Origin of the sequence: Microbacterium sp. SA39 (assembly GCF_000967865.1) — a bacterium.
Taxonomy (GTDB): Bacteria; Actinomycetota; Actinomycetes; order Actinomycetales; family Microbacteriaceae; genus Microbacterium.
On the sequence record NZ_JXRU01000023.1, the window covers coordinates 1 to 13,909 of the forward strand.

The 13,909-nt window shown below is 70.4% G+C and carries 12 protein-coding genes; 9 read left to right on the forward strand and 3 right to left on the reverse strand.

All coding sequences use genetic code 11. The features are described from left to right. The first annotated feature begins 200 nt into the window (after nucleotides 1–200). The 3 genes from RS85_RS01950 to RS85_RS01960 are packed head-to-tail and all read left to right on the forward strand — an operon-like array spanning nucleotide 201 to nucleotide 3,660. Nucleotides 201–1,340 (forward strand): ROK family transcriptional regulator, encoded by a 1,140-nt coding sequence (locus RS85_RS01950; protein ID WP_046011745.1) that lies wholly within the window; start codon nucleotides 201–203, stop codon nucleotides 1,338–1,340. Between the two features lie 20 nt (nucleotides 1,341–1,360). Next, entirely contained in the window at nucleotides 1,361–2,290 is a 930-nt protein-coding gene (locus RS85_RS01955; RefSeq protein ID WP_046011746.1) for a polysaccharide deacetylase family protein, read from the forward strand. After that, nucleotides 2,287–3,660, forward strand: coding sequence for an MFS transporter (locus RS85_RS01960; RefSeq protein WP_046011747.1), 1,374 nt, complete (start codon nucleotides 2,287–2,289; stop codon nucleotides 3,658–3,660). Before RS85_RS01955 ends, RS85_RS01960 begins: the two co-directional genes overlap by 4 nt. A 255-nt stretch (nucleotides 3,661–3,915) precedes the next feature. On the opposite strand, the gene galE is transcribed toward RS85_RS01960, so the two are convergent. From galE to galT, 3 genes are read right to left on the reverse strand one after another with little or no spacing between them, the layout of a single operon-like run. Further along, complete coding sequence (galE, locus tag RS85_RS01965) at nucleotides 3,916–4,896, reverse strand: UDP-glucose 4-epimerase GalE (RefSeq protein ID WP_046011748.1); 981 nt, start codon at nucleotides 4,894–4,896, stop codon at nucleotides 3,916–3,918. A 48-nt stretch (nucleotides 4,897–4,944) separates the two neighbouring features. Beyond that, nucleotides 4,945–6,168 carry a galactokinase gene (gene galK, locus RS85_RS01970; protein ID WP_046011749.1) on the reverse strand — a complete coding sequence of 408 codons (1,224 nt, stop codon included), beginning with the start codon at nucleotides 6,166–6,168 and terminating at the stop codon, nucleotides 4,945–4,947. Next, nucleotides 6,165–7,430: a galactose-1-phosphate uridylyltransferase gene (galT, locus tag RS85_RS01975; RefSeq protein WP_046011750.1), complete on the reverse strand. Its 1,266-nt coding sequence runs from the start codon at nucleotides 7,428–7,430 to the stop codon at nucleotides 6,165–6,167. Before galT ends, galK begins: the two co-directional genes overlap by 4 nt. Nucleotides 7,431–7,582: 152 nt before the next feature. Here galT and RS85_RS01980 point away from each other — a divergent pair, with 152 nt between their 5' ends. From RS85_RS01980 to RS85_RS02005, 6 genes are all read left to right on the forward strand, one after another. Continuing rightward, nucleotides 7,583–8,539 (forward strand): LacI family DNA-binding transcriptional regulator, encoded by a 957-nt coding sequence (locus RS85_RS01980; RefSeq protein ID WP_046011797.1) that lies wholly within the window; start codon nucleotides 7,583–7,585, stop codon nucleotides 8,537–8,539. A gap of 85 nt (nucleotides 8,540–8,624) precedes the next feature. Next, complete coding sequence (locus tag RS85_RS01985; protein WP_046011751.1) at nucleotides 8,625–9,761, forward strand: cobalamin-independent methionine synthase II family protein; 1,137 nt, start codon at nucleotides 8,625–8,627, stop codon at nucleotides 9,759–9,761. A 97-nt stretch (nucleotides 9,762–9,858) separates the two neighbouring features. After that, entirely contained in the window at nucleotides 9,859–11,022 is a 1,164-nt protein-coding gene (locus RS85_RS01990) for a Gfo/Idh/MocA family protein (protein ID WP_046011752.1), read from the forward strand. Between the two features lie 3 nt (nucleotides 11,023–11,025). Continuing rightward, nucleotides 11,026–12,234, forward strand: a complete 1,209-nt coding sequence (locus RS85_RS01995) for a dihydrodipicolinate synthase family protein (RefSeq protein WP_046011753.1) — start codon at nucleotides 11,026–11,028, stop codon at nucleotides 12,232–12,234. Then, nucleotides 12,231–13,121 (forward strand): sugar phosphate isomerase/epimerase family protein, encoded by an 891-nt coding sequence (locus RS85_RS02000; RefSeq protein WP_046011754.1) that lies wholly within the window; start codon nucleotides 12,231–12,233, stop codon nucleotides 13,119–13,121. Before RS85_RS01995 ends, RS85_RS02000 begins: the two co-directional genes overlap by 4 nt. A 4-nt stretch (nucleotides 13,122–13,125) precedes the next feature. Then, nucleotides 13,126–13,908 carry a sugar phosphate isomerase/epimerase family protein gene (locus RS85_RS02005; RefSeq protein ID WP_046011755.1) on the forward strand — a complete coding sequence of 261 codons (783 nt, stop codon included), beginning with the start codon at nucleotides 13,126–13,128 and terminating at the stop codon, nucleotides 13,906–13,908. Nucleotide 13,909 lies beyond the last annotated feature (1 nt).

Sequence of the window (13,909 nt, forward strand, 5' to 3'; positions counted from 1 at the left end):
AACAACGGCATCCCGCAGGTCCGCGGCCCGGCCTGGTGGGACCCCCACCGCAGATGGCGCACGCCCCACCACCTCCACACCGCCTCTCACTTCGCTCGTCCCTCTCGCGCCCGCGCAGGCTGAACCGAGCGTCACCCGATGCCCATCGACGGGTGCAACCCGATGTGGCATAGTGGGCGGGACGCCGACCCAGGGATGACATGTCGAGACCACTCGCGGGACCGCAAAGCCTGCTTCGAACGCTCAACGGCCGCGCGATCCTCGAGGCGCTGGCGCGCAAAGGGCCGCAGACCCGCGCCGAGCTGATGGCCGCGACCGGACTCTCCCGCACGGCCGTGACCCAGGTGCTCCGCATGCTGGACGGCGTCGGAGCCGTCGCCGCCGCGGGGGTCGACCGCGACACCCGCGGTCCCGCGGCCGCGCGGGTCGGACTGCATCCTCGCCTCGGTTTCGCCGCGGCCGTGCACGTCGACCACCGTGCGGCGCACGTCGTGCTCGTCGATGCGACAGGCACCGTGCGCGCAGAGCAACATGCGCCCTTCCCGACGAACGACGACCGCGTCGGACACATCGCCGCGCTCGTCGAGGGATGCCGTCGCGCCCTGAAAGGGCCGGTGCAGCTCGCGGTCGTCGGCGTCCCTGGCATCGTCACCCCCGACGGCGGCATCCGTGACGACATGGGACCCGACGGGGGTGCCTTCCGGACCGCTCTCTCCGACGCCCTCGGCTGCCCCGTCCGCGTCGAGAACGACGTCAACCTCGCGGCCCTGGCCGAACTCACCTCCGGTGCGGGCGGCGAGCTCGCGAGCTTCGCCCTGCTGCACCTCGACGACGGCCTCGGCGCCGGCATCGTGATCGAAGGAACCCTCCACCGCGGATTCTCCGGCGTCGCGGGCGAGGTCGCCTACCTCCCCCAGACTCCGCTCCCGATCGGCGCCCCGATCGTGAACGATGCGGTCGTCGGAGACCTGGCCCTCGGACTCGGCCTCGACGTCGATGCCCCGCTCGTCGCGCACCTCGAGGCAGCGGCAGGCGGCGACGAGGCCGCGCAGAAACTCGTCGCCGAGGTCGGCAGACGCCTCGTGCTCGTCGCCGGCACCGTCGGACTCGTGATCGACCCTGAGGCGTTCATCCTGGGCGGCGACGCCGTGCATCCGATGCTCATCGACGCGGTCGCCCGCACCGCAGCCGAGTACAACGCCCAGCTCCCGTTGCGGTTCCTCGTCTCCTCGTTCGGCCCCGAAGCGCCTCTCGTCGGGGCCGTGGGCGAAGCGGCATCCGCTCTTCGCGTGGCGCTGTTCACCCGCATCCTCACCCCGCCCGCCAAGGTCAGTCGCTGACCGCCCGACAGGATCCGCCGATGACCGCTCCGTCCGACCTCGCCGATCGTCTCGGACTCGCGCCGGGCACGCGGGGAATCATCCTCAACGCCGACGACTTCGGCATGTGCCACGCGGCCAACACCGCCATCATCGATCTCCTGATCGCGGGCCGGATCGACTCCACCACGGTGATGGTGCCGTGCGCCTGGTCACCGGAGGCTCTGGCGTTCGCGGCATCCCGCACCGACCTCGACGTCGGGGTGCACCTCGTCCTGACCAGCGAATGGACCCGCTACCGCTGGCGCCCGCTCACCGGCACAGCGACGACGCTCGTCGATGCAGACGGGTTCTTCCCCGTAGACACCGCGGCCGTCGAACGCGACGTCTCAGAAGAGGATGTCGCCGCAGAGATCGCCGCACAGCTGCACGCCGCGCTCGACGCCGGCGTCGACGTGACGCACCTCGACAACCACATGGGCTCCGTCTACGGACTCGTCACCGGCCGAGACTTCCTGCGCCCCGTCTTCGAGCTCGCCGCGCGCCACGGACTTCCGTTCCGTCTGCCACGCAGCATGGACGGAGTCGGAGCGGATGCCGCGCTGCAGGCGAAACTCGACGAGGCGGCGGCGGCTGCAGAGGCTGCCGGCGTCGAGATCGTCGACCGCCTGTGGAGTCACCCGTTCGCCCTGCTCGGCGAGGGGACAGCCGAGGAGGAGACCTACGAACAGGTGCGGGAAGGTTTCGTCGCCCTGCTGCGCGCCGTCCCGGCGGGAGTGACCGAGATCTACCTGCATCCGATGATCGACGACGACGAACTGCAGGCCGTGGTCGACTACGGCGCCGCGAAACGCGGCTACGAGCAGCGGCTGCTGAGCGACCCCGTGGTCCTGCAGGCGATCGAGGACGAGGCGCTCGTGCGCGTGGGGTGGCGCGATCTGCGAAACCTGCAGCGGAGCGGCATCCGATGACCTCCCCGGACGGGCAGATCCACGGGCAGACCCGCGAGCTCTTCCGCGCGCGCCTCCGCGACCGCCGACTGGATGCCGCACCGACGCGGGCGCAGTCGATCGCCTTCGGCGCCTCCGGCTTCCCGACCCAGCTGATGACGCAGACGTTCTCGGCCTTCGTCGTCTACTTCTACGTCGCGCAGCTGGCGGTGCCCGCGGGGTGGGTGGCCGCGGCGATGATCGCCCACGGCATCCTGAACGCCGTGCTGAACCCGATCGTCGGTACGCTGTCCGACCGCCTGCGCACGCCGTGGGGCAGGCGCATCCCGTGGATCGGCATCGGTGTCGTGCCGCTCGTCGTCGCGTTCGCGCTGGTCTGGATGCCGCCGGAACTCCCGGTCGCGGGACTCATCGTCTGGTTCCTGGTCGTCGTCGCGGTCTACGACATCGCCTTCGTGGTGGTGGTGCTGAACATCTCTGCGCTGTTCCCGGAGATCTTCCGCACCACCGAGGAACGCGCGAGAGGCAACGTCCCCAGGCAGATCTTCGCCATCCTCGGCATCGTGCTCGGCACCGCCGGCGCTCCCGCGCTCTACGCCACGATCGGCTGGCCCGGGATGGCCCTCGTGCTCGCCGGCGTCTGCCTGGTGCTGCTGGTGTGGTCCTTCCTCGGGGGCATGATCGAGCGCCGCGCGCCCGACGCCGCGTCGACGCCGACTGCCGTCGAGATGCGCTGGCGCGACCAGCTGATCTACACGTTCCGCAATCGCGCTTTCGCCCCCTACGTACTCGGGTCGCTCCTGGTGCAGACCGCGATCGCCGTGATGCTGGCCGCGGTCCCCTTCTACGTGCGCTACTCGCTCCGGGCGGACGAGGGCGAGGGCAGTCTCCTGCTGGGAGCGATCTCCGTGACCGCGATCCCCTCGATCGTGCTGTGGAGCGCCGTCGTGCGGCGGACGAGTCCGCGCACGGCACTGCTGTGGAGCGTGGCCGTGCTCGGCATCGCGGTACTCGGCTACGTGTTCCCGTCGAACGTCGCGGGCGCGGCTCTCGTCGGTGTCGCGGCCGGCGTCGGCGTCGGTGGGCTGCTGCAGCTGCTTGAGGTGATGCTGGCGCAGATCATCGATGCGGATGCCGCGCGCACAGGGCGCCGCCGCGAGGGCGCCTACTTCGGGGTGAACGGTTTCGTGGTGCGCGGTAGCGTCATCTTGCAGGCGATCGTCGCGGCCTGGGTGTTGACGGCATCCGGCTTCGATGCACGGCTGGAGGATGCTCAGCCGGACGGCGTCGACGGCGGCATCCGTGTCATGCTCGCCGTGATCCCCTTCGGATTCACGGCGCTCGCCTGGCTCTGCTTCTGGCTCTACCCGATCCGCACTCGCGACGTCTGAGTCGCATCCCTCTAGCGACGTTTCGTCTCCCTCGCTTCGCTCCCTCGCTCAACGACCGGCAGGCGCAGCCGGCGAGCGCAGCGAGCCGCTGCCTCCGCCGTACCTCCGTACAGGAAACGCGGCCGTCCTACGGCTCGCGGGTGCGGGGATCGCGCCGAGGCGAGCATCGGGGAGGGGACCCGCTTGCGGGGAGGGGCGCCCCGCTCTGCGAGCAGCGGCGCGATCCCCGCACCCGCCCCCCGAGAAACCTGAGACCTAAGAACCGGAAGCCCGCCGAGCTTCCCACCCAGACGCCACCATAGCGTCCACCGAATACCGCATCTTCCACTCCAGGTCCCGCGCCGCGAGCTCGCCGGTCGCGACGATGCGGTCGGGGTCTCCAGGGCGGCGCGGACCGATCTCGGGGGTGAAGTCGATGCCGGTGACGCGGGCCACGGCATCCATGATCTGCTTCACGCTGAGGCCGTCGCCGGAACCGAGGTTGTACGCGGCTTCGATGGGCTGGCCGCCGGCCAGGCGCTTCGCGGCGGCGACGTGCGCGGCCGCGATGTCGCCGACGTGCACGTAGTCGCGCACGTTGGTGCCGTCTTCGGTGTCGTAGTCGTCGCCGAAGATCTTCGGGGTCTTCCCCGCGATGAGCGCCTCGAACACGATCGGGAAGAGGTTGTGCGGGCTGACGTCGTAGACCGTGGGGTCGGCGGATCCGACCACGTTGAAGTAGCGGAGCGAGGTGTGGCGCAGCGGGCGGTCCGACTCGGCGGTGGCGATCGCCTGATCACGCAGCAGCCACTCGCCGATGAGCTTCGACTCGCCGTAGGGGCTCGCCGGCTTCTTCGCGGTGGCCTCCTCGACGAGAGCGACGTCGGGGGTGCCGAAGACGGCGGCGGACGAGGAGAAGACGATGTTCGCCACGCCTGCGGCCTCCATGGCCTCGAGGATCACCCGCGTGCCCTCGACGTTCTGCGCGTAGGTGTGCAGGGGGCGCTGCACGGAGACGCCGGCGTACTTGAAGCCGGCGACGTGGATCACGCCCTCCGCATCGTGGTCGCGGAGCGTCTTCTCGACGAGCGCACGATCGAGGATGCTGCCTTGCACGAAGGGCACGCCCTCGGGCACGAACGACGGCACTCCGCTGGAGAGGTCGTCGAGCACGACCGGGGTGAGTCCGGCATCCGCGAGGGCACGGACGACGTGGGCACCGATGTAGCCGGCGCCGCCGGTCACGATCCAGGACATGACGTTCCTCTCCTGCCGCAGTTCGTCGCGGCTCGACCACTCATTCTGTCAGGCGTCGCGGCGGGCGCCTGCCGACGGCGTGACGGTGAAGACGATGGGCTCGGTGAAGTCGGCTGCCGCGAACGCCGCGGTCACGGCATCCGACACCGCCGCCACGGCATCCTGCTCGATCAGCGCGATCGCGGCGCCGCCGAAGCCTCCACCGGTCATTCGCGCCCCGACCGCTCCCGCCGCGAGTGCGGTGTCGACCGCCGTGTCGAGTTCGGGTACGGAGATCTCGAAGTCGTCGCGCATCGAGGCGTGCGAGGCCACGAGCAGATCGCCGATCGCGCGCGCGCCCGCATCGCGGAGCACGCGGACCGTGTCGATCACGCGCTGGTTCTCGGTGACGACGTGACGCACGCGGCGGAAGGTCACGCCGTCCATCAGCTCCTGCGCGCGGGGGAGGTCGTCGACCGACACGTCGCGCAGCGACGGGACACCCATGATCTGGGCGCCGAGCTCGCAGGACGCGCGGCGCTCACGGTAGCCGCCGGTCGAATGCGCGTGTGTGACGCGGGTGTCGATCACGAGGATCGCAAGCCCGGCATCGGCCATGCCGAGGGGCACGAGCTGGGTTTCCAGAGACCGGCAGTCGAGGAAGATCGCGGCATCCGGCTCGCCCAGCATCGAGGCCATCTGGTCCATGATCCCGGTCGGGGCGCCGACGGCCTCGTTCTCGGCACGGCGTCCGATGCGAGCGAGGGCACGGCGGTCGAGACCGGCGTCCCAGAGATCGTTCAGCGCGGATGCCGCCGCACCCTCGATCGCGGCCGACGAGGAGAGCCCGGCTCCCACCGGCACGTCCGACGCGATCGCGATGTCGATGCCGCGGAACCCGCGGTCGGAGTCGGTGGCCGCGAGCGCCTGGCGCAGTGCCCACGCGACGCCGAGAGGGTACGCGGCCCACTCGGGGACGGCCGGCTCGGCGCCGGTAGCGGTCGGGAACAGGTCGTCGAGCTCGTCGAGGGCCACCTCCACCGGCTCCGCCGCGAACGTCGATGCGACGCGGACGCGTCCGCGGTCATCGTCGCGGAGGTCGACCGCCGCGACCGTGCGGTGCGGGATGGCGAACGGCAGCACGAACCCGTCGTTGTAGTCGGTGTGCTCGCCGATGAGGTTCACCCGTCCCGGCGCCGACCACAGGCCGTCGGGTTCACGGCCGGTCAGCTCGAGGAAGAGTGCGCGCGCGGCATCCGTCGTGGTCGGTGCGTCGGCTGAGAGGGGGGTCATGCGGTGGGCTCCAGGTCAGGTGTCTGCGCCTCGCCGGAGGGCGGGGTGCTCTCGGCGGGCGAGGTGCTCTCAGCGAGCGGGGTGCTCTCGGCATCCGCGCGTGCGATCGCCTCGCGGATGCGGGCGGCGCCCTGCTCGGGCGGGACTTCGGCGGCCCACGCCCCCATCGCGGCCTCGGACCCGGCGAGGAACTTGAGCTTGTCGGCTGCCCGGCGGGGACTCGTCAGCTGCAGGTGCAGGCGCACGGCGTCGCGGCCCGCGTGCACGGGAGCCTGATGCCATGCGGAGATGTAAGGAGTGGGGGAGTCGTAGAGCGCGTCCACTCCGCGCAGCAGCCGCAGGTAGAGGGGGGCGAGCTCGTCGCGTTCGGCTTCCGACGTGGCGGCGAGATCCGGCACGTGACGGTGCGGCATGAGGTGCACCTCCAGCGGCCAGCGCGCGGCGAACGGCACGAACGCCGTCCAGTGCTCGCCGCGGAAGACCACGCGCTCGGATGCCTGCTCGAACTCGAGGATGCGCTGGAACAGGTCGGGCGCAGTGCGGTCGATCGAGTCGAGAAGGCGGGTGGTGCGCGGCGTCACGTACGGGTACGCGTAGATCTGACCGTGCGGGTGCGGGAGGGTCACGCCGATCGCCTCTCCGCGGTTCTCGAACGGGAAGATCTGCTGGATCCCGGGAAGCTGCGAGAGTGTCGCTGTGCGGTCAGCCCAAGCCTCGATCACCGTACGGGCCCGGGTCACCGACTGGGTGCCGAAGGAACCGGTGTGCTCGGGGCTGAAGCAGACGACCTCGCAACGGCCGATCGAGGTGCGGGAGCGGCCGAGGCCGAGGGCGTCGAGGTCGTCGAGTCCGCGGGGAGCGTCGGCGGCCGCGGGGGCACCGCCGAGGGCTTCGGCCAGCGCGGGGCCGAACGCGGGCGAGCGGTTCTCGAACACGGCGACGTCGTAGAGCGAGGGCACCTCGGAGGGATTGTCCGGGGTCTGCGGCGCGAGCGGATCGGCCGACGCACTCGGCATCATGACGCGGTTCTGCCGGTTCGCCGCGACCGTGATCCAGTCTCCGGTGAGAACGTCGAGGCGCATGGAGGCGGTCTCGGGGCGCGGGGCGAGGGTGCGGGCGTCGACGGCGCGTTCGGCGCCGAGCGTCGTGCCGGGGTCGTCGTAGTAGACGAGGTCTCGGCCGTCGGCGAGCGTGGTGGCGCGCTTGACCACACCGGCGCCGAGGGTCTCGGTGCGCAACTCAGCAAGATTTTCCGTGTTCACGTAAACATGGTACGTCCGCGACCGTGGTAACGTCAACATTGCTGAGTTGTGAACGGAGGATGCCGGTGACCGACGGCGATCTCGACCCCCGCGCCCTCCCCGCGCCGGACCGCCGCCCGCGATCTCGGCGTCCGTCATCGGGTCGCGTGTCGATGGCGATGGTCGCCGCCCGTGCCGGTGTCTCCGGACAGACCGTCTCACGCGTCGTCAACGACAGTCCTCGCGTCGATCCCGCCACGAGAGCCCGGGTCGAGCAGGCCATGGTCGAGCTCGGCTATCGCCCGCACCGCGCAGCACGTGCACTTCGCACCGGTCGTTCGCACACCATCGGGCTCGTCGTCACGACGCTCGCGACGATCGGCAACTCGAGGATGCTGCAGGCCACGGCCGAAGCGGCGGCGGACCGCGGTTACGCCCTCACGGTCGTGACCGCCGCAGACGGGGTCGGCTCGGCCTTCGACCGCCTGGCCGAGCAGGAGGTCGACGGAGCCATCGTCCTGAACGAGGCCTCGGCGCAGGTCTCCGCCGAGAAGCACCCGGCGGGGCTGCGTCTCGTCGTCGTCGACGCTCCGACCGACGCCGGGTTCATCGCCGTGCACAGCGACCATCGTGGGGGAGCGGCGACCGCGACCACGCGCCTGCTCGAGCTCGGGCACGACACCGTGCATCACCTCGCGGGTCCCGCCGACTCCTATGCAGCGTCCGAACGCGAGCGGGGATGGCGGGAGACGCTCGTCGCGGCGGGCGTCTCCGCACCCGATGTCGTGCGCGGCGACTGGAGCGCAGATGCCGGATTCGTCGCCGGTACGGCCCTGGCCTCGGCATCCGCCGTGTTCTGCGCCAACGACCAGATGGCGCTCGGCCTGCTGCGCGCGCTCGCCGAGACCGGCAGACGGGTGCCCGGGGATGTCAGCGTGATCGGCTTCGACGATGTGCCGGATGCCGCGAACTACCGCCCACCGTTGACCACGATCCGGCAGGACTTCACCGCTCTCGCGCAGCGCGCGGTGGCTGCCCTCGTCGCCGGCATCGAGGGATTCGACGGCCTCGAGGGCCCCGACATCATCCCGACGCGGCTCGTGGAGCGCGAGAGCGCTGCGTCACGCTGACGGCGCATCAGCCGGGGCTCAACACAAAAACGCGACGGCGTGAGGCCTCTGGCTGCACGATGCATGCGTATGCCAGACTGCGTGGATGGCCGAACGCATCCTGACCACGCACGTCGGGTCGCTGCCCCGCAGCGCCGCCGTCACCGACCTCGTCTTCGCGCAGGAGCGCGGCGACGCGGTCGACGCGAAGCGGTTCGACGCGGTGATCGGTGAGGCCGTCGACGAGTGCGTCGCGCGACAGGTGTCCGCCGGGATCGACCTGGTGTCGGACGGGGAGATGTCGAAGATCTCCTACGCGACGTACATCAAGGACCGCATCACGGGGTTCGACGGCGACAGTCCCCGCACACCGCCCGCCGATCTGGAGGACTTCCCCGGCTTCCTGCGCCGCCAGGCGAGCAGCGGCGGAACGCCCACCTACCGCCGGCCCTGCTGTGTGGGTCCGATCGCCCCGAAGACCCTCGCCCCGCTCGAGGTGGATCTGCGGCACCTCCGGGCGCCGGTCGACCGCCACCGTCCGACGGATGCGTTCATGAACGCGGCGTCGCCCGGGGTCATCGCGCTGTTCCAGCCGGATCGGTATTACGGCGATCACGACGCCTACCTCGAAGCGCTGGCCGAGGCGATGCGTCCGGAGTACGAGGCCATCGTCGCAGCCGGCTTCACGCTGCAGCTGGACAGCCCCGACATCGGAGTCGGGCGCCACATGATGTTCAAGGACCGCAGCGATCACGAGTACCTGCGCGTCGTCGCGCAGCACATCGAGGTTCTCAACCATGCGCTGCGCAATGTCCCTGCGGATCGCGTGCGGATGCATGTGTGCTGGGGGAACTACGAGGGTCCGCACCACCGTGACATCGAGATGCGCACGATCCTTCCCGCGCTGATGAAGGCGAAGCCGCAGGGGCTGCTCTTCGAGGCCTCGAACCCGCGTCACCAGCACGACTGGCAGGCCTTCAGCGAGCACGCGGAGCTCCTCCCCGACGACCGGGTGCTGATCCCCGGTGTGATCGACTCGACGACGAACTTCATCGAGCATCCGGAGGTCGTCGCGCAGCGCATCGCCGCGTTCGTGAACATCGTGGGTCCCGACCGCGTGATCGCCGGCACCGATTGCGGCTTCTCGACGTTCGCGGGTTTCGGGGCGGTCGACCCCGACATCGTCTACGCGAAGCTCGAGACGCTGGCGGTCGGCGCCGAGCTCGCGAGTTCGCGGCTCTGACGCCCCGTTTGCACGTTCGCTCGCTTCGTGTCATGATCTGGGAAAGCGCTTACCCGTATCGAACGAGAGCGCATCTACTTCCAGAGAACGGATCACCATGGCACAGGCGACCATCCGCGAGATCGGGATCATCATGAACGGCGTCTCCGGGCGCATGGGCTACCGCCAGCATCTGGTGCGCTCGATCCTCGCGATCCGCGACGCCGGTGGCATCGAGCTCCCCGACGGCTCCCGCGTCACGGTGAAGCCGATTCTCGTGGGCCGCAGCGAAGCGAAGCTCGCCGAACTCGCCGCGCTGCACGACATCGAGGATTACACCACCGACCTCGACGCCGCCCTCGCCGACCCGCGATGGGAGATCTACGCCGACTTCCTGGTGACCAAGGCGCGGGCCTCGGCCATCCGCAAGGCGATCGCCGCCGGCAAGGCGATCTACACCGAGAAGCCGACCGCCGAGTCGCTCGAGGAGGCGCTCGAGCTCGCCCGCCTCGCCGAGAGCGCCGGCGTCAAGACCGGCGTCGTCCACGACAAGCTCTACCTGCCGGGTCTGCAGAAGCTCAAGCGGCTGATCGACTCCGGCTTCTTCGGCCGCATCCTCTCGGTGCGCGGCGAGTTCGGCTACTGGGTCTTCGAGGGCGACTGGCAGCCTGCGCAGCGTCCGAGCTGGAACTACCGCTCCGAAGACGGCGGCGGCATCATCACCGACATGTTCCCGCACTGGAACTACGTGCTCGAGAACCTGTTCGGCGAGGTCACGAGCGTGTACGCGCAGGCCGCGGTGCACATCGCAGACCGCTGGGACGAGAAGGGCGCGCACTACACCGCCACCGCCGAAGACGCCGCGTACGGGATCTTCGAGATCGAGGGCGGCATCATCGCCGAGATCAACTCCAGCTGGACGGTGCGCGTCAACCGCGACGAGCTCGTCGAGTTCCAGGTCGACGGCACGCACGGCTCCGCGGTCGTCGGGCTGTTCGGCGCGAAGATCCAGCCGCGCAACGCCACGCCCAAGCCGGTCTGGAACCCCGACCTGGAAGACACCCGCGACTACGACGCCGACTGGCAGAAGGTGCCGACCAACGACGTGTTCCTCAACGGCTTCCGCCAGCAGTGGGAGGAGTACCTGGTCTCCTACGTCGAAGGCACCGAATACCCGTTCGACCTGCTCGCCGGCGCCCGCGGGGTGCAGTTCGCCGAGGCCGGTCTCACTTCCAGCGCCGAGGGCCGCAAGGTCTCCCTGTCCGCGCTGACCCTGGACTGATCGATGACGACCCTTCGACTCCTCGCCACCGACGGGAAGCTGACGGATGCCGCGCTGCACGCCGGCGGGTCTTTCACCCGGCCGGCATCCGCTCTGCGAAGTCGCGTCGCGTACGCCGCCGCGCACGTCGTGCCGAAGGTGCACGCCGACAACACTCCGGGCCGGCCCGCCGACATCGACTGGGATTCGACCCTGGCCTTCCGCCGCAACGTCTACTCCTGGGGGCTCGGCGTCGCCGACGCCATGGACACCGCTCAGCGGAATATGGGGCTGGATGCCGCGGCGACCCGCGAACTCATCGCGCGCAGCGCCGCAGTCGCGCGGGAGGAGGGCGGCTCAGTCGTGGTCGGTGTCAACACCGATCACCTCACCGACTCGCACGTCTCGTTCGACCAGGTGATCGACGCGTACAAGGAGCAGCTGCACTTCACCGAGGAGCAGGGCGCGGGTCCGGTGCTGATGGCCTCACGGCATCTGATTCGGGTCGCCACGAGCGCCGACGACTACCGCCGCGTGTACCGTGCGGTGCTCGAGTCGGCGACCGTGCCGGTGGTGCTGCACTGGCTCGGCACCGCCTTCGACCCGGAGCTCGCCGGCTATTTCGGCGCTGACGACTGGCAGACGGCATCCGAAGTCCTGCTCGACGTCATCGCGGAGGACCCGGGCAAGGTCGCGGGCGTGAAGATGAGTCTGCTGAACGCCGACTCCGAGATCTCGGTGCGCGAGCGGTTGCCGGAGGGCGTGCGCATGTTCACGGGTGACGACTTCAACTACGTGAGCCTGATCGGCGGCGACACCACCCGGTCGTTGAGCGACGAGCGAAGCGAGGAGACGAAACGCACATCGCGTACTCATTCCGACGCACTGCTCGGGGCCTTCGCCGCGATCACCCCGGTCGCCTCGGCGGGGATCCAGGCGCTCGACGCGGGCGACCCCTCCCGATACCTCGACATACTCGGTCCGACGGAGGAGCTCAGCCGCCAGGTGTTCGCCGCGCCGACCTTCTACTACAAGACGGGTGTCGCCTTCCTGTCGTGGCTGAACGGTCACCAGCCGGCGTTTCAGATGGTCGGGGGGCTCCACTCCGCGCGGAGTCTCCCGCACCTGAGCCGCATCGTCGAACTCGCGAACGCCTCGTTCGCCCTGGAAGATCCGGAGCTCGCCCGCGCACGCTGGCACGGGATGCTGCGCCTGAACGGGGTGGACGTATGACCAGCCCCGATCCGCGCCTGTCGCTCAACCAGGCGACCGTCAAGCACGCCGACCTCGCCACCGCGCTGCGCGTGACCGCGGATGCCGGCATCGAGGCCATCGGACTCTGGCGCGAGCCGGTCAACGAGGTCGGCCTCGACGTCGCCGCCCGGATGCTGACCGATTCGGGTCTACGCTTCTCGACGCACTGCCGCGGCGGATTCTTCACCCTGCCCGACGGGCCGGCGCGGGTCGCCGCGCTCGACGACAACCGCCGGGCGATCGAGGAGACCGCGACGCTGGCCGCCGCCGGCGCGACCGGATCGACCGCCGTGCTCGTGCTGGTCGCGGGAGGACTCCCCGAGGCGTCCCGCGACCTGATCGGTGCGCGCGAGCGCGTCCGCGACGCGATCGGCGCACTCGAGCCCGACGCGAAGGCCGCGGGAGTGACGCTCGCCATCGAGCCGCTGCATCCGATGTACGCGTCGGATCGGGCGGTCGTGTCGACGCTCGGGCAGGCGCTCGACATCGCCGCCGAGTTCGAGCCCGACGTGGTGGGAGCGGCCGTCGACACCTTCCACATCTGGTGGGACCCGCAGGTGCTCGAGCAGATCGGGCGCGCAGGGCGGGAGGGTCGCATCGCGACGTACCAGGTGTGCGACTGGAAGACCCCGCTCGAAGCCGACATCCTGCTGTCGCGGCACTACCCCGGCGAAGGCGTGATCGACTTCGGGTCGCTGACGCGTGCCGTGATGGCCACGGGCTACGACCGCGACATCGAGGTCGAGCTCTTCCACGCCGACATCTGGGCGGATGCTCCTTCGAGCGTCGTCCGCCGCACCGCGGAGTCGTTCGCCGCGGCCGTCTCTCCGCATCTGCGCGGGGTCCCTGGTTCCACGAGAGGATGAACGCATGACCTCGATCCGCGCAGGGCTGTGCTCGGTGACGTTCCGGGAGTTCGCGCCCGAGCGGATCGTCGAGCTCGCGGCAGATGCCGGTCTCGAGGTCATCGAATGGGGAGGCGACCTGCACGTTCCTCCGGGGGACGTGGACCGCGCCGCGCACGTGGCGAAGCTCACGACCGATGCCGGACTCTCGGTCGCGTCCTACGGCTCGTACTTCCGCGCCGGGATCGACGAGCCGCTCACGCCCGTCCTCGACAGCGCGGAGGCCCTCGGCGCAGATCGCATCCGGATCTGGGCAGGCGATCTGGGCTCCGCCGACGCCACCGCGGCCTACTGGGGGACGACGGTCGCGCGGCTGCGGGCGGCAGCATCCGAGGCGGCATCGCGGGGGATCGGACTGGCGCTCGAGTTCCACTCGGGGACGCTCGCCGACACGGCGCCGACGACACGTCGGCTGCTCGCTGAGGTGGGGCATCCGGCCCTGTCTACGTACTGGCAGCCCACCGTCTCGGCATCCGTCGACGTCGCGCTCGCCGAGTACGCGGCGCTCGCCGACCGCACGACGGCCGTGCACGTCTTCTCGTGGTGGCCCGAGGCGGAGCGACTGCCGCTGCGTGCGCGCGACGCCCTCTGGACGCGGCTCTTCGCCCAGGCGCAGACGGCTGCCGCCCCGCCGCGCGACGCCCTGCTGGAGTTCGTGCCGGGTGACGATCCGGCGCTGCTCGCAGGGGAAGCGGCCGCACTCCGCGCCTACCTCGGGTGGCCGGAGCGCCGCCGTTCCGGCCAGTAGG

Excerpts from the sequence above, each read along its gene's own strand:
- RS85_RS01950 (WP_046011745.1), top strand. The coding sequence starts at position 201 with ATGTCGAGACCACTCGCGGGACCGCAAAGCCTGCTTCGAACGCTCAAC.
- RS85_RS01955 (WP_046011746.1), top strand. The coding sequence starts at position 1,361 with ATGACCGCTCCGTCCGACCTCGCCGATCGTCTCGGACTCGCGCCGGGC.
- RS85_RS01960 (WP_046011747.1), top strand. The coding sequence starts at position 2,287 with ATGACCTCCCCGGACGGGCAGATCCACGGGCAGACCCGCGAGCTCTTC.
- galE (WP_046011748.1), bottom strand. The coding sequence starts at position 4,896 with ATGTCCTGGATCGTGACCGGCGGCGCCGGCTACATCGGTGCCCACGTC.
- galK (WP_046011749.1), bottom strand. The coding sequence starts at position 6,168 with ATGACCCCCCTCTCAGCCGACGCACCGACCACGACGGATGCCGCGCGC.
- RS85_RS01980 (WP_046011797.1), top strand. The coding sequence starts at position 7,583 with ATGGCGATGGTCGCCGCCCGTGCCGGTGTCTCCGGACAGACCGTCTCA.
- RS85_RS01985 (WP_046011751.1), top strand. The coding sequence starts at position 8,625 with ATGGCCGAACGCATCCTGACCACGCACGTCGGGTCGCTGCCCCGCAGC.
- RS85_RS01990 (WP_046011752.1), top strand. The coding sequence starts at position 9,859 with ATGGCACAGGCGACCATCCGCGAGATCGGGATCATCATGAACGGCGTC.
- RS85_RS01995 (WP_046011753.1), top strand. The coding sequence starts at position 11,026 with ATGACGACCCTTCGACTCCTCGCCACCGACGGGAAGCTGACGGATGCC.
- RS85_RS02000 (WP_046011754.1), top strand. The coding sequence starts at position 12,231 with ATGACCAGCCCCGATCCGCGCCTGTCGCTCAACCAGGCGACCGTCAAG.
- RS85_RS02005 (WP_046011755.1), top strand. The coding sequence starts at position 13,126 with ATGACCTCGATCCGCGCAGGGCTGTGCTCGGTGACGTTCCGGGAGTTC.